We start from the raw sequence: 21,604 nt of genomic DNA, 5'->3' as shown, positions 1-21,604 counted from the left end.
AAAAAAGGTATCGTCACACCAGACCGGTATATCAGCAATATCAGCATAAACCCTGACGGGGATAAATGCCAAGCTTCGATGCCTGTTAGCTGTCCGATTGCAGTTTGGCGCGGGTCGTCAAAACCTTATCGATCAGGCCGTATTCGAGCGCTTCGTTGCTGCTCATGAAGTAATCGCGGTCGGTATCCTGTTGGATCTTTTCCAATGGTTGGTCGGTATGATGGGCGAGAATGCGATTGAGTCGATCCCGGGTTTGCAGGATCTCCTTGGCGTGAATGTCGATATCGCTCGCTTGGCCCTGAAATCCGCCCAGGGGTTGATGGATCATCACCCGGGAGTGGGGCACGCAGTAGCGTTTTCCGGCGGCACCTCCCGCCAGGAGCAACGCCCCCATGCTGGCCGCTTGACCGATGCACATGGTGCTGACGTCGGGTTGAATGAATTGCATCGTGTCGTAGATGGCGAGACCGGAAGTCACCACGCCGCCGGGCGAATTGATATATAAGTGGATGTCCTTGTCGGGGTTTTCCGATTCCAAGAACAGCAACTGAGCGACGATCAGATTGGCCATATGATCTTCCACCGGGCCCACCAGGAAAATCACTCGCTCCTTGAGCAGGCGGGAGAAGATGTCGAAAGCCCGTTCCCCGCGAGGCGTTTGTTCGATGACGACCGGGACCATTTGATTGTAGACGTCGAAAGAATTGCTCATGGTTTTATGCTCTTATCAGGCTGCTTGGCGTTGCTGTTGCTTTTTCATCAGGTCTTCGAAGGAAATCGGTTCCTCGGAGATTTTGGCTTGCTCGAGAATCCAATCGATTGCTTGCTCTTCCAAAACCAGGTTTTCGATCTGCGCCAATTGCTCCGGATTGCCGAAGTACCAATTGACGACTTCTTGCGGGTCTTCGTAATTTTGGGCCATTTCCTCGATGGTTTCGCGAACTCGATCGGAGTCGGCTTGTATATCGTGATTCTGAATGATTTCCGCCAGCAATAGTCCCATGGAGACGCGTTTTTTCGCACTTTCTTTGATGTTGTCAAGCGGCAATTGGTTCAATATTTCCGGATTTTGTTTCAATGCGTCGGCCATCGGCTGCAGCATGCGCTGAATTTCCTGTTTGACCAAGGCTTCCGGGACCGGAATCGGGTTCTTCTCGTGGAGGGCATCAAGGACCTTGTTTTTGGTTTCTTCCTTGAGCGCCTGATGTAATTGGCGTTCCATGTTGGCTTTGATTTCGCGGCGAAATTCCTCCACATCTCCGCTTTCGACGCCATATTCCTTGGCAAATTCGGCATCGATCTCCGGCAGCCGGCCTTCTTCCACCTTTTCTACGTCGACTTTGAAAAGAACCGGTTTTCCGGCGATATCTTCGTGATGATAATCCTCGGGGAAAGTCAGCTCGAATTCCAGGTGATCTCCCGATTTGTGGTCCAGCAGCTTTTCGTCGAAGCCGGGAATCATGTTGCCGGCGCCGATTTCAATCTGGAAATGCTCCGCTTTCCCGTTTTCCAGGGGGTCGCCGTTTTCCTGGAATCCCTCGAAGGTGATCGTGGCGCGATCGCCGGTTTGCAGCGGACGATCCACTTCGTGCCAGCTTTTCTTTTGTTCCCGCAGGCGTTTGATCATGGTTTCCAGGTCGGCCTCGGTGATTTCGCAAACCGGTTTGGCGACCTCCAAGGTGTCCATGGCGGCAAGCTCGATGTCCGGATAGACCTCGAATTGGGCCTCGAAAGTCATGCCTTCGCCTTCGGTGATGTCCTGCGGCTTGATTTGGGGGTCGCCTGCCAGCCGCAAGGACCGTTCTTTGACGGCGTCGGTGAAGCTCGATCCGATCAGTTCGGAGAGCACTTCCTCGCGGACTTGTGTGCCGAAACGTTGGCGAATAATGCGGGCAGGCGCTTTGCCCGGCCGAAAACCGTCCACTTTCACCTGCCGCGCCAGGGATTTCAGGCGGTTGTCAATCTCCGCCTGGATTTTATCTTCCGGGACCTGGATGGTCATTTTGCGGCCGATGTCGGACGTGGATTCGACGGAAATCTGCATAATGGTCTTACCTCGTGAACTACTGACTTGGTTGGTTAGCGATAATGATTATTGGCCGATGGTCGGGTATGGGTCGGTGGGCGGGCTTGGAAATTGGTGCGAATGGAGAGACTCGAACTCTCACGGGTTGCCCCACTGGAACCTAAATCCAGCGCGTCTACCAGTTCCGCCACATTCGCGATTATATCCGATAAGGTATCTTTTATCCTGTTGCTTTTCAATGCCTTGGGAATTCGAGCCATGCATATTTCAAAGGCCGGTGATGGCTGGGGTGAGGATGGCTAAGGTGCATCCCTCACGCCTGGACTGTTGCAGGGTAGCGTGCTAGCTTAGCCAATTTATTTTATCAGTCAAGTTTCGGATCGGTTTTAAGGTTTCGCCGCCCATGCTTCATGAGGAAGGTGTCGTCAAATATCGGCTTCGATTCACCTTGAGTGCGCCGCCTCAATGGGACGATTATCCCGATTTAGAGTCCTGGCGGTGCCTATTGTTTCATCTGGGGTTGATCGGACAAGACCCCAAGCGTTACCAAGGGCTGGCCTACGGTAATGTCAGCCAACGTCTCGCGGGTGACCGATTTGTGATCAGCGCCACCCAAACGGGAGGCAAGGCGCATTTGTCTTCGGAGCATTACTGCCTGGTGGAAAGTGCCGATCCCACCGTCAATCAAGTGGTGGCTAAAGGATGCCAGCCCCCGTCTTCCGAAGCGCTGACTCACGCCTCGGTTTATCGAGCCTCGGTGGCGGTGAGAGCGGTGATGCACGGACATTCTCCCGAAATTTGGCGTTACAGCGATCGCTTGGCCCTTCGGGCGACGCCAGCGACGGCGGAATACGGCACACCGGCCATGGCCGAAGCGGTGCGGGAGCAAGTGAGAAAACAGCCCGAGCACGGTATCATTGTCATGAAGGGCCATCCGGACGGGGTGATCGCTTATGCGGATACCCCTCGACGAGCGGCGCTTTCGTTGATAGAAACCCTGGCCAAGGCATGGTCGTTGGCGCTGGGGGCGCGGTATTGATCGATGGAGGTAAATATGTGGAATCGGTTGTTCGCGATAGGGTTGACGGCTTGGTTCACGCTTGCTGATGCCGGCGAATTGGCGCCGCTTCAGCGCGCCACGCTGTCCATGAACGATGCTTTGCAGGCGGCCAAGGCGGCCAAGGCGGCGCTGGCGGATTGTCAAGCCAAAGGCTATGAAATCGGCGCCGCCGTGGTGGATGACGCCGGACACTCGCTGGTATCGCTGCGCAGTAACGGCGCCGGCCCCCATACCCTGGATAGCAGTTGGCGCAAAGCCTATACGGCGTTGAGCTTACGTAAGCCGACGCACGAGTTGGCGCGCATGATCGCCAAGGATCCCGAGATCCAGGCATTGCACGACATGAATGAGTCGATCTTGATACTCGGTGGCGGTTTGCCGATCCGTGCCGATGGGCATGTCGTGGGCGGAATCGGCGTGGGCGGAGCGCCCGGCGCGATGCTGGATGTGGCTTGTGCGCGGGCCGGCCTCAAGGCGATCGGAGTGGAATTGGACGATGGATAAAAAAACAGCAGGGTGTTGAGGCCCTGCTGTCAAAGAGGAGGAGTATTGCACTACTGTCATGCAATAACAGTTCGGTAATGCCGAACTCGGGATCCAGCTTAACAACGATTGGATAGGATGGGAATGCGACATATTGTCGCAGGTGGGCAAAAACCCAGTTTATGCAGATTTTAAAAAAGAAGCCTTGCAGGGAGTTGGACTCCCTGCAAAGAGGAGGAAAGGTCGCACGCTCAAAACTAGCGAGACAGGAGGTAATGAGCATTACCTTGAGGACAAAGATAGCAATGGATGCTGAACTTTGGAATGTGGCAAATTGTCGCACCCGCGAATATCACCGATAACACCCTATGCTGTACCCTTCCATCGATTCCGCCGATGCCGCACGACGCAATCTCAAGTGGTTGTTTGTATTGCGGAATTTATTGATCACCGGCGATGCTTTAATCATTGGCATTACGGTTTACGATCTCGGCGTTCCCCTGCCCATCAATCCCTTGTGGGGCATTATCTCGGTAATGGTGGCGGTGAATTGTCTCACTTGGTATCGGCTGCAAGAAAAACGTCCGGTCACCGAGCTGGAATTGTTTTGCCACTTATGCCTGGATGCTTTGGGAATTACCGGCTTGTTGTATTTTGCCGGAGGGACCTCCAATCCCATGGCATGGTTTCTATTATTGCCGCTGATCATCACCGCTACCGTTTTGCCTCAACGCTATACCTGGTACATGGTATTCCTGGCTTGCGGCGCCTATACTTTTTTGATTGTTTATTACCATCCTCTACCCCCGCTTCCCGTTGCGGAAGTGCAAACCGATCGCTTGCCCTTGGAGTTATTGGAAGACTATCCGGGGTTCGGATTGCGCGCTTTCGGTACCTGGGTGGGGTTCGTTTTCAGTGCCGGTTTGGTGGCTTATTTCGTGGTGGAAATGGCCAATACGCTGCGAGAGCGAGAGCGCAGGCTCGCGGAAGCACGCGAACAAAGTTTGCGCGACGAACAAGTGGTGGCCTTGGGAACCCTGGCCGCCGGAGCCGCCCACGAGATCGGCACCCCTTTGGGCACGATGACGATTCTGGTGCAAGAGCTGCTGGAGGATTATCCCGGTGGGGATCATGCGGAATTACGTCAGCGCCTGCTGATTTTCAAGGATCAAATCGAACGTTGCAAAAACGCGTTGGCGGTGATGTCGGCCTCCGCCGGCCAAAGGCGGGCCGAATCAGGGCACATGGAAGAAGTTCGACGCTATTTGGAAAAACTGGTCCAGCAATGGCGTCAACAGTATTCCGGCGCCCGCTTGAAGTTCCAAGTCACGAAAGAGGATCCCCGAGCCAAAATCATTGCCGAGCGGACATTGAGCCATGCTCTGATCAACATTCTCAACAACGCCGCCGAAGTTTCGCCGGAGGTGGTGGAATTAACCGCGTCCTGGGATTGTTATCGGCTCGAACTGTTGATTATCGATCAAGGTCCCGGCATCAATCCGGGCTTGACCCAACAGCTGGGCAGATATCCGGTGGTGTCTTCCAAGCAGGGCTTGGGTGTGGGCTTGTTTTTATCCTATGCCACCGTGGAACGCCTGGGGGGAGAAATCGAAATGCAATCCATGCCCGCCGGCGGAACCCGGACTCACATTCAACTGCCTTTGCTGAATCAGCACGCCGAGGAGGAAAGCGATGAGTGATCAACCGCGGCTGTTATTGGTCGACGATGACGAAACCTTTTGCTGGGTGCTCGAGCGAGCCTTGAAAAAACGCGGTTTCGATGTGGCGGTCGCCCGGACCGTGGAATCCGGTTTGGAACAGGCGACCCAATTAACCCCCGAATATGCGGTGATCGATCTTAGAATCGGCCACGATTCGGGATTGGTCTTGGTCAAGAAACTGAAAGAGCTGGATATCAATACCCGCATCGTGATATTGACCGGCTATGCCAGTATCGCCACGGCGGTGGAAGCGATCAAGTTGGGCGCCGTTCATTATTTGACCAAGCCGGCCGATGCGGACGAGATCGTCGCCGCACTCCATAAGCAAAGCGGAGACCCGGACGTGGAGTTAAAAGATAAGCCCTTGTCGGTCAAGCGGATGGAGTGGGAGTATTTGCAGAAGGTGTTGATGGAGCACGAAGGAAACATTTCCGCAGCCGCGAGGGCGCTCGGGATGCATCGACGAACTTTGCAGCGTAAACTAGACAAGCGGCCGGTCAAGGAATGACGCAGTGCCGAGATCGTTCTTTGTCCCTAAATAAAAAAAGCCTATAAAAGCTAGGAGGAGTTGAAATGTCTGACGCAATTTCCCATCAAGTCGTTATCGTCGGCGGGGGAACCGCAGGCGTAGCCGTAGCCGCGCATTTAAAGAAATTCGATGAGTCAGGGACGCTGGATGTGGCGGTGTTGGAGCCTAAGGACGTGCATTACTATCAACCCGGTTGGACCTTGGTCGGCGCCGGGGAGATGAAGCCCAAGTCCACCTGGCGATCCATGAAGGAAGTGATTCCGGAGGGCGTGACCTGGATTCACGATGCCGTGCAGAGCTTTGATCCTGATAATAATTCGCTCACCACCCGTTCGGGCAATCAGATCAGTTACGAATACCTGGTGGTGGCCACGGGCATCGAAATCGCCTGGGATTCGATCCCGGGGCTTCAGGAGGCCTTGCAGCGGAATATGGGGGTGGTTTCGATTTACGATTACGATCTGGCGCCCCAGGTTTGGGAGGCCATTAAAGGGTTTGGCGGAGGAACGGCGATTTTCACCCAGCCGAAACCCCCGTTCAAATGTCCCGGCGCGGCCCAGAAGATCGCTTATTTAGCGGATGACGCGTGGCGCAAGCGCAATGTGCGCGGCAAAATAAAACAAATGTTTTTTTCGGCCGCTCCCGGCATCTTTCCGGTCAAACGTTACGCCAAAACCCTCAACGAGGTCCTCAAACGCAAGGAAATCGAGACCCATTTCCAGCATCATCTGGTCGCGATCGATATCGATAAAAAGGAAGCGACCCTTGAACACGTGACCACGGGGGATCGTCAAGTGCACGCTTTCGATTTCCTTCATGTGACTCCGCCGATGCGACCGCCGGCCTTTCTCAAGGAGAGCCCCTTGGCCGATGAGGGTGGCTGGATGAATGTGGACAAGCATACTTTGCGGCACTTGAAATATCCCAACGTCTACGGCCTGGGCGATTGCGCGAACACCCCCAACTCCAAAACCGCCGCCGCAGCACGCAGCCAGACCTATGTGGCGGTCAGCAATCTGTTGACGGCGATCGGCGGAGGCGAGGGAATCGCCGCCTACGACGGTTATGCCTCCTGTCCTCTGACCACGGGTTACGGTAAATTGGTATTGGCGGAATTCGACTACAATCTGCAGCCCAAGGAAACCTTCCCCATCGATCAGAGCAAGGAGCGGCGGAGTATGTATTATTTCAAGAAATATTTTCTGCCCTGGTATTACTGGAATGTACTCCTGAAAGGAGGGGACGCGCGAGTTTGGCCGTTGGGTTGAAAAGATCGGTTTTTTTCGTTTCGAGCTGCCGGAGCAAACGCTCCGGCATTCTAAATTTGTAGATGATGACCGATGCCAACAATGCCGGGCGCGGATAGTGCTATAGTTTTTTCAATTGACTGATAAATCCAAATTATCGCATGGGGGAAATATGCTGACACGAATCCTAGGGGTGAGTGGTGCTCTGCTGCTGGGCATCCACACGGCATCGGCATTCGAAGTGACGATTCAAGGAAAGAAAATGGTGCCGGAGATGGAAGACCAAACCTGCATCGAGATCGACGGGGAATATCCGGGTTTCAGGATCGAGCCGAGCGAGGCGGGCAAGGTCCCCCAAATTTGTTACAGCGATGCCAGGCGCGACATCGTGAATATCCATAACGCGATTTTCGTGGCCGCGGAAAGCGTCGCCGCCGGCCCTCAAGGGGAGAACGGAAATGCCTCGCAACCGACTCCGGAAGCTAGCCATGCCGGTGACATGCCCAAGGAAGTCGTCATTGAATTCGAGCACACTTTTCCGCCGGGGCCCAACGGCCTGATCATGGCCCGAGCCAAAATCGAAGGGTTTTTCGCCACCGCAACCGGTCTCGGTACCGCCACTGGCGATCGCTTGCAATTTAGTGGTTATTTTTCTCAGGGAGGACAGGAAGATCCCATTGCCGAGCCTTTCGACCATAGTGTGGGGGAAGAATTGGAGAGCGCGATTTTTGAGAGCAAGGGGAAAAAACAATATTTGATCGCCGGTCCTCGAACCTTGAAAGCGAAGTTGGTCTTCTCCTTTGCCGAAGCGGGCCACAAACTGGCTTTGGCCAAGGGGGCTTCGGTAAGCATAGATACCGGATCCCGGTTCGAAGATAAACTGGAGGAAATGGAAGCAGGGGCGGAAGCCATGATGGAGGAAACCGAGCCGGGCGAGATCCCCGAAGCAGAGCCGCCGCTTCCGCCTTTGGATGAGGAGTTGTCGCTGTAATAATGAATTACCGTTGACAGCGGGGACAGTAATAAGTCGCCCGTTGGCCGAGACGGATGCGGCGGATCGCGGTGGTGCAGCGGGGACAGGGCCGGTTTTCCCGCCCGTAGACTTGCAAGGCCAACTGGAAATAGCCCGGTTGGCCTTTTTCATTGATGAAATCGCGTAAAGTGGTGCCTCCCTGCTCAATGGCCCAGCCGAGTATTTGCCGGATATTTTCCACCAGTAAACGATAACGCGATTCGGAAATACGCCCCCCCGGTCGGCTCGGGTGGATTCCGCTCTGAAACAAAGCCTCGTTGGCGTAAATGTTGCCGATCCCGACTACGATGCGCTGGTCCATGAGCAAGGTTTTGACGGCTTGCCGGCGGTTTCGGGAGGTTCGATAAAGCCATTCCCCGGTAAATTCGGGATCGAAAGGTTCGAATCCCAGGTGGCTCAGCAAGGGATGAGCGGCGGGGGAGGTTTCCGTCCACACCAGGGCGCCGAAACGGCGCGGGTCGTGGAATACCAGTCGTTGCCCCGAATCCAGCGTGAATATGGCGTGATCGTGGGGGTGCAAGGGAAGGCCGTCGGCGACCAGACGCATGCTTCCGGACATCCCGAGATGGATGATCAAGGTACCGGCTGCGGTTTTCAGGAGCAGATATTTCCCGCGCCGACGCATGCTTTCGATCGGCGCTCCCGCCAAACGCGTCGGCAAGGATTGGGAAACGGGCCAGCGCAACCGCGGTTGGCGGATCTCGACGCTTGCAAAGTTTCTTCCCACAAGATGGGGCTCCAAGCCCCTGCGCGTCGTTTCGACCTCGGGGAGTTCGGGCATCAGGGAGCGTCGGGGGCGGTCGGGGGAGGGGAAGGTTCGGGAGAAGACAACAAGTTTTCGCCGACGGAGCCGTAAAAATGGTATTGCAGCTTCAGGTCCGGGCGCAGTAAAACCAATTCCGGCTTCCGTTGGAGGATAACGAATTCCAGTGCCTCATCCTCCAGTTCGATTTGAATGCGTTGGGCTCGGGGTGGCGCTTCCCCGTCGAACGGCGTGACTTGAATGGCGCGCGCGTTGCGCCAAGCCGATACCAAGCCTTCGAGTCGATCGGCGGGAAGCTCCGGATCGGAGGTCCATTTTTCCTCCTCGTCCAGAGCGATGTGCCAGCCTGGCAAGTCCAGGCTTCGAATGCTGTCATCGGACAGCAGTTTGTGTTCGACCCACGTGGCGGCCGGAGCGGTCAACTGATGGTACAAATCGTCGGTGACCAAATGGAGCTCATCGCCCACCTGAATATAACGCTGGGAATTGAGTGGGTTCTGATGACCGAAGAGGAGTTCGGCCGCACAATCGGTCGCGTCGGCGGCTTTTTTGAGACAGACGCTGGCTTGGGGCGGCTTCAGACCGAAGCGTTCCAGATCCTTTTCCGCCACCCCGTAGCGTTTTTCGCTGCTCCGGCTGGGTAGGCTGAGCAGTTGCTCCATGTGGTAGGCGTCCGATGGCGCGTCCAACGGTCGGGTCATACGCCAATCGGCCTCTCCTTGGCGGGAGAATTCCAGGCGCTCGCCGGGGTGCTCCACGAGAATGTACCGGATCGCATCAGGGTCGATTTGCGCCAAGGGTGAGGAAGGTTGGGGCGCAAGGGGCCGCCCGAGCCAGTAAACCCAGCCCCCCAAAACGATGACCAGTGCCAGCAATATTCCGATCGACCACCAACGTTTGGACATGGTTCAAGCGCGTCTGCGTCGCCACCAAATGAACATTCCCCCGCCGAACAAAATCAGCGGCAGCACGATCATGAATCCGAACCCGATCAGCGCCAAGGCGGTGGAGGAAAGGGTCAGCCGGGTATCGGGCGCGGTCTTGGGGGGGATGTCGATGAAGCGATCGTTGTGGGTCAACCATTGGACGATGTTGAGCCCCAAGTCCAGATTGCCGCCGTTTCCGAGGTAGGTATTGGAGAGAAAATCCCCGTCTCCAATCACCACGATACGCTGATTCGTCGATTGCCGGGAATCGGAATCGCCGTCTTCCCCGTCGCCGGGCATGGGGCGGGTCAAAGTCACACCGAGAGGCAGCGGTCCTTCCTGTTCCCCCTGGTCGGGATCAAAGGTGATTTCGCCTTCCAAGGGGCCGGTTTCGTTCCAAGTTCGGGGTAGGGTCTGAAGGAAAACGCCGGCGCTGAATTGCCCCGAATCTTTCGTTTCCAAGGCCCTTGCTCTAGGAAACAGCGTGAGATTTTGGAAATTGCGGGTAATGGGTGTCAGCGGGTATTCGGCCACCAGGGCGAAGGTGGGGTCTTGAATGCCGAGGGCCCGGCCGCTCGGGTCCACTACGACCCCCGGCAGAAAAGTCACACCGAGGGTTTCCGCCAGTGACTCCAGTCCTTTCAGGTTGCCGGGTTCGGCAAACCAGAGAAGATTGCCGCCGTCGTCGACGAAACGCCGGATGGTTTCCACTTCCCCCGGAAGGTAAGGCACCTGCGGGCTGGCGATGATCAGCACCGAGGTGTTGGCCGGCAGATCCGGCTGTTTGGCCAGATTCCAGCCATGGACCTGGAAACCTTGGTTCTCCAAGGTGTGGCCGAATTGGCCCAAGTCGAAATTGGCATCCCTCAGCGGCGAACGCTCCCCATGCCCTTCCAGGAACAAAATGGCGAGTTCTTGGGATTTGGCCAAACGGGCGAGGGCGTTGGTCAAGGCCTGTTCGCTCAGATCGTGAACCTTTTCGGTGCGTTGGCCGTATTCGAGGGTCAATTCTCCGTCCATGGTAATCCCCAGTTCCCGTACTCGGTCCGGATGGAGATCGGGATTGACGAAGGTCAGCTCCAGATCGGCCTTATGGCGTTGATAAGGAATCACCAGTTCCTTGATCCGGCCGCGCAATTCGTTGTCCTCGTGCGCATAAGCGGTAATCGTCAGCGGGTCCTCCATGAGGACCAACACTTTTTGGCTGGATTCCGAAAGACTGTGGCGGCCTTCCGCGGTCCAATCCCAGCCGGTGGAGTAGCGCTCTGACAACCACGCCAATAGGCCCACCAAGACGAGGAACAGGAGGGTGAACAGAAAATTCTGCAGGCGAATCTGTTGGTGCAGCTTACGGTTTATCTTCATTATTTCTGAAGCCGGTCGTTGTCGAGACGTCGGATGCTGAGGACGACAAAGGCCAGCGCGGCCAGGAAAAAGTAAGCCAAGTCGGTGGTGTTGATTTGGCCTTTCAGTAAATTTTCATAGTGACGCAGCATGGACAAATAGCCGAGCACCGTGCCGCGGCTGGTGCCGATCGTGCCGCTCCAATCGATGATCCACAACAGGAGCAAGGCGCCGAAGCCGCCCACCGCCGCCACGATGGGATGATTGGCGAGCGCGGATAGATACAGGCCGATGGCGGTGAATGTGGCCAAGAGCAGACCCAGGGCGAGAACGCAGGCGGCCAGATTGCCCCAGTCGAGGGACGTGCCGGCGGCCAGCGAACACGGCATCAAGGTCATCATCAGTATCAAAAGGCCCATGAAACCGAGTATGCCCAAATACTTGCCCAGAATGATCTCGGTGATGGATACCGGTGCGCTGAACAGCAAGCTCAAAGTCCGGTTGCGCCGCTCCTCGCTGATCAGGCGCATGGTCATCAGCGGGGTAACCAGCAGCAGAATGATGCCGGCGTTGCCGTACAGAGGAACCACCACCATTTCGGTCAGGCCGGGGCCGCCTTCCATGGCCGCCAGCCGCGGTTGCACCATCTGGAAGTACTCCAACTGGGCCAGGAAAAGATAGCCCAACAGAAGCTGGACCACCGCCAGGACCGACCAGGCCAAGGGGGATAGGAACAGGCTGCGCAGTTCTCGGGCGGCAATGACCAGGATAATATTCATGATGGATGCGCCTCCTTCCCGGGATGCGTACGTTCGGAGCTCGGTTCGGGCGCCCATTCCGGCTTTCCTGCCGGTGCGCTCGGTTCCTGTTTGGCGATATCCATGAAGATTTGCTCGATGGAGCGTCGCACCGGGGACAACTCCAAAAGTCCCCACCCCTTTTTCACCACCAGCTCGGCGATCGCCTCGGCGGGGTTGGTCTCGTGGGCGGAGAAAACCTTATAGCGGTTATGTCGATCGGGTTCTTGAATCACGGATTGGACGGACTCCAAGGTCATCAGCAGGTCGATGTCGATGGGGGTTCGGGTTTCCAGAACCAGGCTGGAGGCGTACATATGGTGCTCCAGTTCCTCGGCGGTCGCGTTCAGGGCCAAGCGACCCTGGCGGATGATCAATACCCGGCTGCATACCGCTTGTACTTCGGGCAGGATATGGGTGGACAGCAAAACCGCGTGCTCCCGAGCCAGTTCCCGAATCAACTCGCGGATTTCCTGAATTTGGATGGGGTCCAGGCCGACGGTGGGTTCGTCCAGCACCACCACCGGCGGGGAATGAAGGATCGCCTGGGCGATGCCCACCCGTTGTTGAAATCCCTTGGAGAGATTGCCGATCAGGCGTCGACCCGATTCGGCCAGGCCGCATCTGGCTTTGGCTTCCTCCACGGCACGCCGCACCGCCTCGCCCTTGAGAGTGTGCAGGCGGGCGCAGTAGCTCAAGTATTCGTCTACGGTCAGTTCCCGGTACAGGGGCGGGATTTCCGGCAGATAGCCCAAATGGCGCTTGGCTTCCTTCGGTTGGTCCAACAGGTCGATCCCGTGGATGCGAACCTGTCCCGAGCTGGGCGCCAAATTCCCGCACAGCATCTGCATGGTGGTGGTCTTGCCGGCGCCGTTGGGGCCCAGAAAGCCCAGAATTTCCCCTTTTTGCAAGGTGAGGGACAAGTCGGCCACGGCACAGGTTTCACCGTAAAAGCGATACAAGTTCTCCGCTTCGATCAGCATAGGGTCAGTCGATTTGATCTATCAAGGCTTGAGTTTCCTGCTGCAGCCGGCGACGGTTGAGAAGGAATTTCCACCGTGCGCCGCCGCATTGACGCCACAGCACCGCAGAGCGGATGCCGGCGAGAAGCAGGGCACGAATCTTGTGCGCGTTGTCCGGATCGGTCAGGAACATGCGTTCCCCGGAAATAATAATCCGAGGGCCCAGCGGACTGATGTTTTGGTGATAGGTGTCGGCCAGGATTTCCAGCACCGATTCGTCCGTGATCGAGGGGGCCGTTTCGGCCTGCACGGCCGCCTTTTCCAGCCCGGCGCGAAGTTGCTTTTGGACATCGGGGCGCTTTTCCAGTTTGTTTTCCAGAAAAACCAACAAGGCGCTGTAGCGGGCGTGTTCCGGGTCGATGTGTTCGCGGCCGCCCATTTGCTGCTTCAGCTTGAGCAGTCCGTCCCGCAATCCGGTGATCCCTCCGTAAACGTCCTCCACCGTGTCGGCGTCGATTTTCAAGGTGCTGGCGATGCTGATTTCCATCGCTTCCCGGTCCGTCTGGCCGCGTTTGGCGATTTGCTGGACCAAATGCACGGCCTGGGCGAGACCGGCTAAGGCGATGGCTTGATTGCGGGTGGTTCGTAACATGGGCAATAAGATACCGGTTGCCGGCACGTCCGGCAAGTTGGAGAATGCTTCTGGGGCGCTACTTGAGTCGGTTTGTCATCACATACCTCGGCGTTTCGTGTTTGGGGGGGGGGCGTGGTTGTTTGCAAAGCCACTCAAAGTAGTGCGGGGTCCGGCGGCTTGACCGAAGGGCGTTCGCGACCCGGACGGTCGCGATTCGAGTCCCCAGGGACGGGTTCACGACGTCCCGGAGGGCGAGCCGCCGGACCCCGCTTCGGTCGGGGCCACTTTGTAAACAGTCTCTCTGAAGGGCTTATAAATGGCTATAAACTTCTTGCTCCCAGGCGATGCTTTCCAAATACGCCCGATTGATCGCGGTCAGGGTAAATCGGTTGGAGTGAATGTCTTGCAATTGCCACCTTTCGTAACGCAGCACGCACTGCAGTATTTCCCCCAAGCGTCCTTGTTGGCAAAGCCCGTCTTTCACTTCTTCGGACAGAGGCAAGGTGTTGACGATTTCCGTCAAAGGCGTGGCGAGCAAGGCGTCCAAGGTGGAAAAAAGGCCGACTAGAAAAGCCTGCTCGGCATCCTGGAGATCGGAGTCGATCGCCAAGAGCTCGCACATCCGGGCCCGAAGGAGAGCGGTCCGGAATAGCTCGCTGGGGCGCTTCTGCACGGCGTTGCCGAGACTGATCAGGGTGGTCCAGCGTCTGATTTGATTGACTCCGATCAAGATGACCGCTTGCTCGATGGAATCGATATGCCGAGGTAAAGCGAACCAGGCGGAATTGATGAAATTCAACAACTTGTAGCTTAAAGCCGAATCGCGACGAATGAGTTCGGCGATCCGATGGAGGTCGATATCGGGTTTGTGCAGTTCACCGACCAGTTGAAGAATCGTTTGCCGGGCCGCATCGAGCCGCTTTCTGGCGATCGTGTGAGGGCGATGCAAAAAGTAGCCTTGAAAATAATCCCCTCCTAGTCGGCGATAGCGTTCGAATTCCTGTTCGGTTTCGATCTTTTCCAGCAGGATTTTGGCCGGGTAGGGCTTGAGCCGATCCATCAATCGGATGTTCTCCGCCTCCGATCCCGCCCGGACATCGAGTTTGATGAAGTGCGCGATACGGACCAAGGGTTCCCACTCGGGGTCGAATACGAAATCGTCCAGGGCGATCAAATAGCCGGCGGCTGCCAAGCGATCCACCATGCTGACCAATTGCGGGGTGATCTTCGTGTGTTCCAGGATTTCGATCACCACCCTTTCCTTGGGAAGCCACTCGGCGGTTCCCGCCAGAAGATTGTCGGCGGTAAAGTTGATAAATGCGCGAGTCCCTCCGGTGAGCTTTTTCAGGCCGATCTCAAGAACGGCGTCGAGAATCAATTGCTGGGTGATGGCCGCTCCGTTGTCCAGGGAGGCTTGCGTATTATCCTCAGAACGAAAGAGTAATTCGTAGCCGTAGATATTCAGGTTTCGGTCGAATATTTGTTGGCGACCGATCAAGAAATTCGTCACTTCGAGAACTGTCCTTGCTTTGTCAAGTGGGCGGTGGATAAAGCCATTCTCAGGAAAGTATAGGTCGTTTCTGGCAGAATCGGCCGCCGAATCCCGAGTTGACCACAAATCGAGCAAGGGATGGGGGGAGGCGGGCCATTGCCGATCGAGCTGATGTTCGGAATCGTCCGCCTGTCAATCGTGACGTAAAGATGCCGGTCGAGTAAAATAGTCGGCTTATGTCGATCTGGAAGCCTTCCTGCCTGAATTTTTCATGACCAAATATATTTTTATCACCGGTGGCGTCGTATCTTCCTTGGGGAAGGGAATTGCCGCCTCTTCGTTGGCCGCGATTCTGGAAGCGCGAGGTCTCAAGGTGACGTTGACCAAGCTGGATCCCTATATCAATGTGGACCCGGGCACCATGAGCCCGTATCAGCATGGCGAGGTGTTCGTCACCGAGGACGGGGCTGAGACCGACCTCGATCTGGGGCACTACGAGCGTTTCGTGCGTACCACCATGACGCGCAAGAACAATTGGACCACCGGTCAGATCTACGAGACCGTGATCGGCAAGGAGCGGCGCGGCGATTATCTGGGCGCGACGGTGCAGGTGATTCCCCACATCACCGACGAAATCAAGCGGGTGATCCTCGAAAGCGCCGAAGGATACGACGTGGCGCTGATCGAAATCGGCGGTACCGTGGGGGATATCGAATCCTTGCCCTTTCTGGAGGCGATCCGCCAACTGGATGTGGAGTTGGGCCCGGAACGGGCCATCTTCATGCATCTGACTTTGGTGCCCTACATTTCCTCCGCCGGAGAGCTCAAAACCAAGCCGACCCAGCATTCGGTCAAGGAACTCCGAGCCATCGGGATTCAGCCGGACGTGCTCCTGTGCCGCTCGGAAAAAGGGCTGCCTCAATCGGAGCGGCGCAAGATCGCGCTGTTTACCAATGTGCCCGAAGCGGCGGTGATTTCGGCGGTGGACGCCGACTCCATCTATCGGATTCCGCTGTTGTTTCACGAACAAGGGCTGGATCGGATCGTGCTGGATAAGTTGCGCCTCGAGGCGCCGCCGGCCGATCTCTCCGAGTGGCAAAACGTCATCGACGCCCTGGAACATTCGGAGAATCGGACCACCGTCACCATCGTCGGCAAATACGTGGAGCATACCGATGCCTACAAGTCGCTTCACGAGGCGTTGGTTCATGCCGGTATCCATACCCGCACCAAGGTGGTGATCCGCTACGTGGATTCGGAGGATGTGGAGGCTCGCGGCACCACGTGTCTGGAGGGAACCGATGCCATTTTGGTGCCCGGCGGGTTCGGCCAACGGGGGATCGAAGGCAAGATCGCCACTGCCCGCTTCGCCCGGGAGCGCGGCATCCCCTATTTGGGAATATGCCTGGGCATGCAGGTGGCGGTGATCGATTTCGCCCGCCACGTGGCCGATCTCGAAGGCGCGCATAGCACCGAGTTCCAGGCGGAAAGTCCCCATCCGGTCATCGGCCTGATCACCGAGTGGCAAGATGTCACCGGTTCGATCGAACGCCGCACCGCCGCCGCCGATCTCGGCGGGACCATGCGTTTGGGCGCTCAGCCGTGCCGCTTGAAGCGGGATAGCTTGGCCTTCCAATCGTACGGCGAGGAGATCATCAACGAGCGGCATCGCCATCGTTACGAGTTCAACAATCATTACCGAGCCGTGCTGGAGCAAAACGGCCTTCGGATTTCGGGGTGGTCCATCGACGATCAGTTGGTGGAAATCGTCGAAATTCCGGAGCATCCCTGGTTTCTGGGGTGTCAGTTCCATCCCGAGTTTACTTCCACGCCGCGCCAGGGTCACCCCTTGTTCATCGGCTTTATCCGCGCGGCCCTGACGCACTAAAAGGCGTAGCAACATGACTAGCATTTCTTTGTGTGGTGTCGAGGCGGGTTTGCACCATCCGCTGTTTCTGATCGCAGGTCCCTGTGTCATCGAAAGCGAGCAATTGGCCCTGGACACCGCCGGGAGATTGAAGGAAATCACCGCCACGCTGGGGATACCTTTCATCTATAAATCTTCCTTCGACAAGGCCAACCGCTCTTCGGTGGAAAGTTTTCGCGGTCTGGGGCTGGAGCAAGGGCTCAAGATTCTGGCCAAGGTCAAGGAAACCGTCGGCGTGCCGGTGTTGACCGACGTCCACGAGTACACCCCCTTGGCGGAAGTGGCCTCCGTGGTGGATGTGCTGCAGACCCCGGCTTTCCTGTGCCGCCAGACCGATTTCATCCAGAACGTGGCGCGTCAGGGCCTGCCGGTCAATATCAAGAAAGGTCAGTTTCTGGCGCCCTGGGATATGCGTCATGTGGTGACCAAGGCCAAGGCGGCAGGCAATGACCGGATAATGGTCTGCGAGCGCGGCGTCAGCTTCGGCTACAACAACCTGGTGGTGGACATGCGCTCCTTGGCGGTGATGCGCGAGTCCGGCTGTCCGGTGGTGTTCGACGCCACCCATTCGGTTCAGTTGCCGGGAGGAAAAGGCCATGCTTCCGGCGGTCAACGCGAATTCGTTCCGGTGCTGGCCCGGGCGGCGGTCGCGGCGGGCATCGCCGGGGTGTTCATGGAGACCCATCCGGACCCGGACAAGGCGCTCAGCGACGGGCCCAACGCCTGGCCGCTGGCTCGAATCCAACCCTTGTTGGAGACCCTGATGGCGCTGGATCAGAGCGTGAAGGCGGGTCAATTCTTAGAGGATACCGTTTGAAGCGGTAAGCCTAGGTTTCGATGAGTTTTGTATCAATATTTATATTTGGGAGGAATTATGGCCAAAATCGTAGACATTCATGCGCGTGAAGTCCTGGATTCGCGCGGCAATCCTACCGTGGAAGCCGAAGTCAAACTGGCGTCCGGCATCGTCGGCCTCGCCAAGGTGCCCTCGGGTGCTTCCACCGGCGCGCGGGAGGCGGTGGAACTGCGCGACGGCGATTCCAAACGCTATCTCGGCAAGGGCGTGCTGAAGGCGGTCAACAACGTCAATACCGAAATCCGCGAGGCGTTGGTGGGCATGGACGCGGCCGACCAGCAAGCGCTGGACAATCGCATGATCGAACTGGACGGTACCGACAACAAGGGTCGCCTGGGCGCCAACGCGATCTTGGCAGTTTCCCTGGCCGCCGCCCATGCCGCCGCCCAGGAAGGAGGGGTGCCGCTTTACAGTTATTTCAAGGATTGCGACGCCTGGCGCCTGCCGGTACCGATGATGAACATCATCAACGGCGGCGCCCATGCCGATAACAACGTGGATTTCCAGGAATTCATGATCCTGCCGGTGGGCGCGCCCAACTTCAGCGAGGCGCTGCGCTACGGGGCCGAAGTGTTCCATCATTTGAAGACGGTGCTGAAAAACCGGGGCATGAACACCGCGGTGGGCGACGAAGGCGGATTCGCGCCGAATCTGTCCTCCAACGAAGAAGCCCTCAAGGTGATTCTGGAAGCCATCGAAAAAGCCGGCTACAAACCGGGGGAAGACATCGCGCTGGGATTGGATGTGGCCAGTTCCGAATTCTATCAAGACGGCAAGTATGTGCTGGCTTCCGAAAACCAAAGCTACGATTCTGAAGGTTTCGCCGCTTATTTGGCCGGCTGGGTGGACCGCTATCCGATCATCACCATCGAGGACGGCATGGCCGAAGATGATTGGCAAGGCTGGAAGATTTTGACCGACAAACTGGGCGGCCGCATCCAATTGGTGGGCGACGATCTGTTCGTCACCAATCCCGAGATCCTGAAGGAAGGGATCGACAAGGGAATCGCCAATTCCATTTTGATCAAGGTGAACCAGATCGGCACCTTGAGCGAGACCTTGGCGGCGGTGCGGATGGCGCACGATGCCGGCTATACCGCGGTGATTTCCCACCGCAGCGGCGAGACCGAGGATGTCACCATCGCCGATCTGGTGGTGGCCTGGGGAACCGGGCAGATTAAGACCGGTTCTTTGAGTCGCTCCGATCGAATCGCCAAATACAACCGCCTGCTTCAAATCGAGGAGCAGTTGGGCGATCAGGCGAGCTATCCCGGACGCGGTGCCTTTGCGCATTTGCAGTGAGATTTGTCATCGCCTTGCTGGGGCTTCTGCTTTTCGTCCTGCAATATCGTCTCTGGTTCGGCGACGGCGGGTTCATGGAACGTCGTCGCCTGCAGACCCAGGTGGCCGAGCTCAAACAGGAAGTGGCCGAGCGCCGGGAGCGGAATCAAGCCTTGGAGGCGGAGGTCAGGGATTTGAAGCATAATCTGGCGGCGGTGGAAGAACGGGCGCGTCGGGATTTGGGCATGATCGAACAAGGGGAAACCTTTGTCATGATGGTGACTCGAAGCGCGCCGGAGGAGAGTCGTCCATGACAAATCGTCTGCGATTTTGGGCGGTGGTGCCCGCGGCGGGTGTCGGCAAGCGCATGCGGGTCGGCGTGCCCAAACAGTATCTTTCCCTGGCGGGGAGATCGGTGCTCGAGCATACCCTGGCCAGTCTACTGGCGGTGGCGCGACTCGACCGGATTATGGTGGCATTGGCCCCGACCGATCCCTATTGGCCCGAGCTGGCGGTGGCGAGCGATTCCCGGATCGCTACCACGGCGGGAGGAAAGGAGCGCGCCGATTCGGTGTTGGCGGGCTTGCGGGCGTTGGCGGAGGTGGCCCACGATGAAGATTGGGTGCTGGTTCACGATGCCGCCCGTCCCTGTCTCAAACCCGAGGATGCGGAGCGATTGATCGAATCCTTGTGCGACGACCCGGTCGGCGGCATTCTGGCTTTGCCTTCGGTGGATACCCTCAAGGAGGTGGCGGACGGCCGGATCGGCGCCACCTTGGACCGGAGTCGGGTGTGGCGGGCGCTGACGCCGCAAATGTTTCGCTATCGGGTATTGCGCGACGCCTTGGAGAAAGCCCTGGCGGCCGAAGAGGCGGTGACCGACGAGTCCGCCGCGGTGGAATGGGCCGGACTTCGCCCTCGAATCGTGGAGGGCAGTCCGGACAATATCAAGATCACTCGGCCGGAGGATTTGCCTTTGGCGGAATTTTATTTGGAGCGAAGATGAGCGCGTTTCGCATCGGTCAAGGCTATGACGCCCACCGGTTCAAGCCCGGCGATCATGTGGTTTTAGGCGGCGTGAAGATCCCCTTCGAGCAAGGGATGGCGGCCCATTCCGACGGCGACGTGGCCCTCCATGCCTTGTGCGACGCATTGTTGGGGGCCGCTGGGCAGGGCGATATCGGGCGCCATTTTCCCGATTCCGATCCCGCCTTCAAGGGGATCGATAGCCGGGTGCTGCTGCGCCGGGTACGTTCGCTTTTGGATGAGTTGAATTGGGCGCCGGTCAATGTGGATCTCACCCTCGTCTGTCAGGCCCCTCGATTGGCCGCGCACATTCCCGCCATGCGGGACCATATCGCCGCCGATCTGGAGATTTCGCCGGACCAGGTCAACGTGAAAGCCACCACCACCGAAAAAATGGGCTTCGAGGGCCGGGGCGAAGGGATTTCCGCCTACGCGGTAGCTTTGCTCGAGCGGCCAAGGTGACTTGGCCGATTCCGGATTGGCCGCGCGTTTACGGCGGGCCGTATGGAAAAGGGATGTTGAAGCGCCAGCCGGAGGATTTCCAGGTGGAAGAAGTGCTCGGCTTCGAGCCTTCCGGTGATGGCGAACACGTATTTTTGTGGGTCGAAAAGCGCGAGCTCAATACGGAGCAGGCGGCCGGGATGTTGGCCCGCTTTGCGGATGTATCCCGTGGCCGCATCGGTTATGCCGGTCTCAAGGATCGCCACGGGTTGACGTGGCAATGGTTCAGCGTTCACCTGCCGGGCCGGCCGGATTTGCCGTGGCACGCATTGAACGGAGACACGATCCGGATACGCCAATGCACGCGCAATCGACGCAAACTCAAACGAGGCGCGCTTCGAGGAAATCGTTTCAGGCTCTGTCTGCGCGCTTTGAACGGGGATCGAGAGCGCATAGATTCGGTTCTGGCGAGGATCAAGGCCCAAGGCATGCCCAATTATTTCGGTCCCCAACGCTTCGGCCGCGAAGGGGGCAATCTGAGCCGGGCGGAAAATCTATTGACCGGTCAAAGCGTTGTTCGCAATCGTCATTTGCGCAGCTTGTATCTTTCCGTAGCCCGCTCTTTCTTGTTCAATCAAGTGCTTGCCGCCCGGATCGAGCAAAACAATTGGCATACGCCGCTGCCCGGAGACTGGCTGATGTTCGACGGCGGCGGTGCGGGTTTTTTGGCTGAATCGCCGGATGCCGACATTCGCTCACGGGTGGCCGCGTTGCAGCTGCACCCCACCGGTCCCTTGTGGGGGCGGGAAGGAGAGCGGGCGACCCTGGATGCCGGCGCGATTGAAAGTCGAGTCATCGAGGCGTGTCCGAAGCTGGCTCGAGGTTTGGAAAATGCGGGCGTCAAGGGAATGCGTCGACCGTTCCGGGTTCGCGTGGGAGAGTTGGATTGGACGTGGCGCGATTCGGATCTGGCGCTTGTTTTCGAACTTCCCTCCGGAGCCTATGCCACGAGTCTGGTGCGCGAGTTGATCGAAACCGAAAATTCAGGAGGTTGAG

Annotated in this window: 22 protein-coding genes and 1 tRNA gene; 13 read left to right on the top strand and 10 right to left on the bottom strand. The window is 57.5% G+C overall.

The window, feature by feature from the left end; genetic code table 11:
* Positions 1 to 85: 85 nt before the first annotated feature.
* The 3 genes from clpP to H035_RS0109770 all read right to left on the bottom strand — a co-directional run bounded on the left by clpP (position 86) and on the right by H035_RS0109770 (position 2,223).
* Positions 86 to 712 (bottom strand): ATP-dependent Clp endopeptidase proteolytic subunit ClpP, encoded by a 627-nt coding sequence (clpP, locus tag H035_RS0109780; RefSeq protein ID WP_022948799.1) that lies wholly within the window; start codon positions 710 to 712, stop codon positions 86 to 88.
* Positions 713 to 727: 15 nt separating this feature from the next.
* On the bottom strand, positions 728 to 2,044 hold the full coding sequence (gene tig, locus H035_RS0109775) for a trigger factor (protein WP_022948798.1): 1,317 nt from the start codon (positions 2,042 to 2,044) through the stop codon (positions 728 to 730).
* A gap of 94 nt (positions 2,045 to 2,138) precedes the next feature.
* Positions 2,139 to 2,223 (bottom strand) — tRNA-Leu (locus H035_RS0109770).
* Positions 2,224 to 2,429: 206 nt separating this feature from the next.
* Between H035_RS0109770 and H035_RS0109765 the strand changes: the two genes are divergently transcribed.
* The 6 genes from H035_RS0109765 to H035_RS0109740 all read left to right on the top strand — a co-directional run bounded on the left by H035_RS0109765 (position 2,430) and on the right by H035_RS0109740 (position 8,057).
* The gene (locus H035_RS0109765; protein WP_022948797.1) at positions 2,430 to 3,065 is read left to right on the top strand and encodes a class II aldolase/adducin family protein; all 636 of its coding nucleotides are present in this window, start codon (positions 2,430 to 2,432) and stop codon (positions 3,063 to 3,065) included.
* Positions 3,066 to 3,080: 15 nt separating this feature from the next.
* Entirely contained in the window at positions 3,081 to 3,590 is a 510-nt protein-coding gene (locus H035_RS0109760; RefSeq protein ID WP_022948796.1) for a GlcG/HbpS family heme-binding protein, read from the top strand.
* A gap of 347 nt (positions 3,591 to 3,937) precedes the next feature.
* Complete coding sequence (locus H035_RS0109755; protein WP_022948795.1) at positions 3,938 to 5,269, top strand: ATP-binding protein; 1,332 nt, start codon at positions 3,938 to 3,940, stop codon at positions 5,267 to 5,269.
* Positions 5,262 to 5,798, top strand: a complete 537-nt coding sequence (locus tag H035_RS0109750; RefSeq protein ID WP_022948794.1) for a response regulator transcription factor — start codon at positions 5,262 to 5,264, stop codon at positions 5,796 to 5,798. Before H035_RS0109755 ends, H035_RS0109750 begins: the two co-directional genes overlap by 8 nt.
* A gap of 65 nt (positions 5,799 to 5,863) precedes the next feature.
* Positions 5,864 to 7,087, top strand: a complete 1,224-nt coding sequence (locus tag H035_RS0109745) for an NAD(P)/FAD-dependent oxidoreductase (RefSeq protein WP_022948793.1) — start codon at positions 5,864 to 5,866, stop codon at positions 7,085 to 7,087.
* 151 nt (positions 7,088 to 7,238) lie between these two features.
* Positions 7,239 to 8,057, top strand: coding sequence for a hypothetical protein (locus H035_RS0109740; RefSeq protein WP_022948792.1), 819 nt, complete (start codon positions 7,239 to 7,241; stop codon positions 8,055 to 8,057).
* Positions 8,058 to 8,064: 7 nt separating this feature from the next.
* Here the strand turns inward: H035_RS0109740 and mutM are convergent, their stop codons facing one another.
* From mutM to H035_RS0109705, 7 genes are all read right to left on the bottom strand, one after another.
* The gene (mutM, locus tag H035_RS0109735; protein ID WP_022948791.1) at positions 8,065 to 8,880 is read right to left on the bottom strand and encodes a bifunctional DNA-formamidopyrimidine glycosylase/DNA-(apurinic or apyrimidinic site) lyase; all 816 of its coding nucleotides are present in this window, start codon (positions 8,878 to 8,880) and stop codon (positions 8,065 to 8,067) included.
* Positions 8,880 to 9,767 carry a DUF4340 domain-containing protein gene (locus H035_RS0109730; RefSeq protein ID WP_022948790.1) on the bottom strand — a complete coding sequence of 296 codons (888 nt, stop codon included), beginning with the start codon at positions 9,765 to 9,767 and terminating at the stop codon, positions 8,880 to 8,882. Before H035_RS0109730 ends, mutM begins: the two co-directional genes overlap by 1 nt.
* A gap of 3 nt (positions 9,768 to 9,770) precedes the next feature.
* Complete coding sequence (locus H035_RS0109725; RefSeq protein ID WP_022948789.1) at positions 9,771 to 11,153, bottom strand: GldG family protein; 1,383 nt, start codon at positions 11,151 to 11,153, stop codon at positions 9,771 to 9,773.
* Positions 11,153 to 11,911: an ABC transporter permease gene (locus tag H035_RS0109720; RefSeq protein WP_022948788.1), complete on the bottom strand. Its 759-nt coding sequence runs from the start codon at positions 11,909 to 11,911 to the stop codon at positions 11,153 to 11,155. The genes H035_RS0109725 and H035_RS0109720 overlap by 1 nt, the downstream gene beginning before the upstream one ends.
* Positions 11,908 to 12,912 (bottom strand): ABC transporter ATP-binding protein, encoded by a 1,005-nt coding sequence (locus tag H035_RS0109715; protein ID WP_022948787.1) that lies wholly within the window; start codon positions 12,910 to 12,912, stop codon positions 11,908 to 11,910. Before H035_RS0109715 ends, H035_RS0109720 begins: the two co-directional genes overlap by 4 nt.
* Positions 12,913 to 12,916: 4 nt before the next feature.
* Complete coding sequence (hflD, locus tag H035_RS0109710) at positions 12,917 to 13,543, bottom strand: high frequency lysogenization protein HflD (RefSeq protein WP_022948786.1); 627 nt, start codon at positions 13,541 to 13,543, stop codon at positions 12,917 to 12,919.
* A gap of 292 nt (positions 13,544 to 13,835) precedes the next feature.
* Positions 13,836 to 15,035: an EAL and HDOD domain-containing protein gene (locus tag H035_RS0109705; protein WP_022948785.1), complete on the bottom strand. Its 1,200-nt coding sequence runs from the start codon at positions 15,033 to 15,035 to the stop codon at positions 13,836 to 13,838.
* Between the two features lie 253 nt (positions 15,036 to 15,288).
* On the opposite strand from H035_RS0109705, the gene H035_RS0109700 reads away from it, so the two are divergent.
* From H035_RS0109700 to truD, 7 genes are read left to right on the top strand one after another with little or no spacing between them, the layout of a single operon-like run.
* Positions 15,289 to 16,905 (top strand): CTP synthase, encoded by a 1,617-nt coding sequence (locus H035_RS0109700; RefSeq protein ID WP_022948784.1) that lies wholly within the window; start codon positions 15,289 to 15,291, stop codon positions 16,903 to 16,905.
* 13 nt (positions 16,906 to 16,918) lie between these two features.
* Complete coding sequence (gene kdsA, locus H035_RS0109695) at positions 16,919 to 17,761, top strand: 3-deoxy-8-phosphooctulonate synthase (RefSeq protein WP_022948783.1); 843 nt, start codon at positions 16,919 to 16,921, stop codon at positions 17,759 to 17,761.
* A 57-nt stretch (positions 17,762 to 17,818) separates the two neighbouring features.
* Positions 17,819 to 19,102, top strand: a complete 1,284-nt coding sequence (eno, locus tag H035_RS0109690) for a phosphopyruvate hydratase (RefSeq protein ID WP_022948782.1) — start codon at positions 17,819 to 17,821, stop codon at positions 19,100 to 19,102.
* Positions 19,099 to 19,395 (top strand): cell division protein FtsB, encoded by a 297-nt coding sequence (ftsB, locus tag H035_RS0109685; protein WP_022948781.1) that lies wholly within the window; start codon positions 19,099 to 19,101, stop codon positions 19,393 to 19,395. Before eno ends, ftsB begins: the two co-directional genes overlap by 4 nt.
* Positions 19,392 to 20,087, top strand: a complete 696-nt coding sequence (ispD, locus tag H035_RS0109680) for a 2-C-methyl-D-erythritol 4-phosphate cytidylyltransferase (RefSeq protein WP_022948780.1) — start codon at positions 19,392 to 19,394, stop codon at positions 20,085 to 20,087. Before ftsB ends, ispD begins: the two co-directional genes overlap by 4 nt.
* Positions 20,084 to 20,569 carry a 2-C-methyl-D-erythritol 2,4-cyclodiphosphate synthase gene (ispF, locus tag H035_RS0109675; RefSeq protein ID WP_022948779.1) on the top strand — a complete coding sequence of 162 codons (486 nt, stop codon included), beginning with the start codon at positions 20,084 to 20,086 and terminating at the stop codon, positions 20,567 to 20,569. Before ispD ends, ispF begins: the two co-directional genes overlap by 4 nt.
* Positions 20,566 to 21,603: a tRNA pseudouridine(13) synthase TruD gene (gene truD, locus H035_RS0109670; protein ID WP_022948778.1), complete on the top strand. Its 1,038-nt coding sequence runs from the start codon at positions 20,566 to 20,568 to the stop codon at positions 21,601 to 21,603. Before ispF ends, truD begins: the two co-directional genes overlap by 4 nt.
* Position 21,604 lies beyond the last annotated feature (1 nt).

This window comes from Methylohalobius crimeensis 10Ki (genome assembly GCF_000421465.1).
Classification (GTDB): Bacteria; Pseudomonadota; Gammaproteobacteria; order Methylococcales; family Methylothermaceae; genus Methylohalobius; species Methylohalobius crimeensis.
This window is presented reverse-complemented; position numbering and strand designations above follow the sequence as displayed.

Coding starts and splice junctions, on each gene's coding strand:
- H035_RS0109755 (WP_022948795.1), top strand. CDS start 3,938: ATGCTGTACCCTTCCATCGATTCCGCCGATGCCGCACGACGCAATCTC.
- tig (WP_022948798.1), bottom strand. CDS start 2,044: ATGCAGATTTCCGTCGAATCCACGTCCGACATCGGCCGCAAAATGACC.
- H035_RS0109725 (WP_022948789.1), bottom strand. CDS start 11,153: ATGAAGATAAACCGTAAGCTGCACCAACAGATTCGCCTGCAGAATTTT.
- ispD (WP_022948780.1), top strand. CDS start 19,392: ATGACAAATCGTCTGCGATTTTGGGCGGTGGTGCCCGCGGCGGGTGTC.
- H035_RS0109730 (WP_022948790.1), bottom strand. CDS start 9,767: ATGTCCAAACGTTGGTGGTCGATCGGAATATTGCTGGCACTGGTCATC.
- H035_RS0109720 (WP_022948788.1), bottom strand. CDS start 11,911: ATGAATATTATCCTGGTCATTGCCGCCCGAGAACTGCGCAGCCTGTTC.
- H035_RS0109750 (WP_022948794.1), top strand. CDS start 5,262: ATGAGTGATCAACCGCGGCTGTTATTGGTCGACGATGACGAAACCTTT.
- clpP (WP_022948799.1), bottom strand. CDS start 712: ATGAGCAATTCTTTCGACGTCTACAATCAAATGGTCCCGGTCGTCATC.
- H035_RS0109745 (WP_022948793.1), top strand. CDS start 5,864: ATGTCTGACGCAATTTCCCATCAAGTCGTTATCGTCGGCGGGGGAACC.
- ispF (WP_022948779.1), top strand. CDS start 20,084: ATGAGCGCGTTTCGCATCGGTCAAGGCTATGACGCCCACCGGTTCAAG.
- H035_RS0109760 (WP_022948796.1), top strand. CDS start 3,081: ATGTGGAATCGGTTGTTCGCGATAGGGTTGACGGCTTGGTTCACGCTT.
- eno (WP_022948782.1), top strand. CDS start 17,819: ATGGCCAAAATCGTAGACATTCATGCGCGTGAAGTCCTGGATTCGCGC.
- hflD (WP_022948786.1), bottom strand. CDS start 13,543: ATGTTACGAACCACCCGCAATCAAGCCATCGCCTTAGCCGGTCTCGCC.
- H035_RS0109700 (WP_022948784.1), top strand. CDS start 15,289: ATGACCAAATATATTTTTATCACCGGTGGCGTCGTATCTTCCTTGGGG.
- kdsA (WP_022948783.1), top strand. CDS start 16,919: ATGACTAGCATTTCTTTGTGTGGTGTCGAGGCGGGTTTGCACCATCCG.
- H035_RS0109715 (WP_022948787.1), bottom strand. CDS start 12,912: ATGCTGATCGAAGCGGAGAACTTGTATCGCTTTTACGGTGAAACCTGT.
- H035_RS0109740 (WP_022948792.1), top strand. CDS start 7,239: ATGCTGACACGAATCCTAGGGGTGAGTGGTGCTCTGCTGCTGGGCATC.
- H035_RS0109765 (WP_022948797.1), top strand. CDS start 2,430: ATGCTTCATGAGGAAGGTGTCGTCAAATATCGGCTTCGATTCACCTTG.
- mutM (WP_022948791.1), bottom strand. CDS start 8,880: ATGCCCGAACTCCCCGAGGTCGAAACGACGCGCAGGGGCTTGGAGCCC.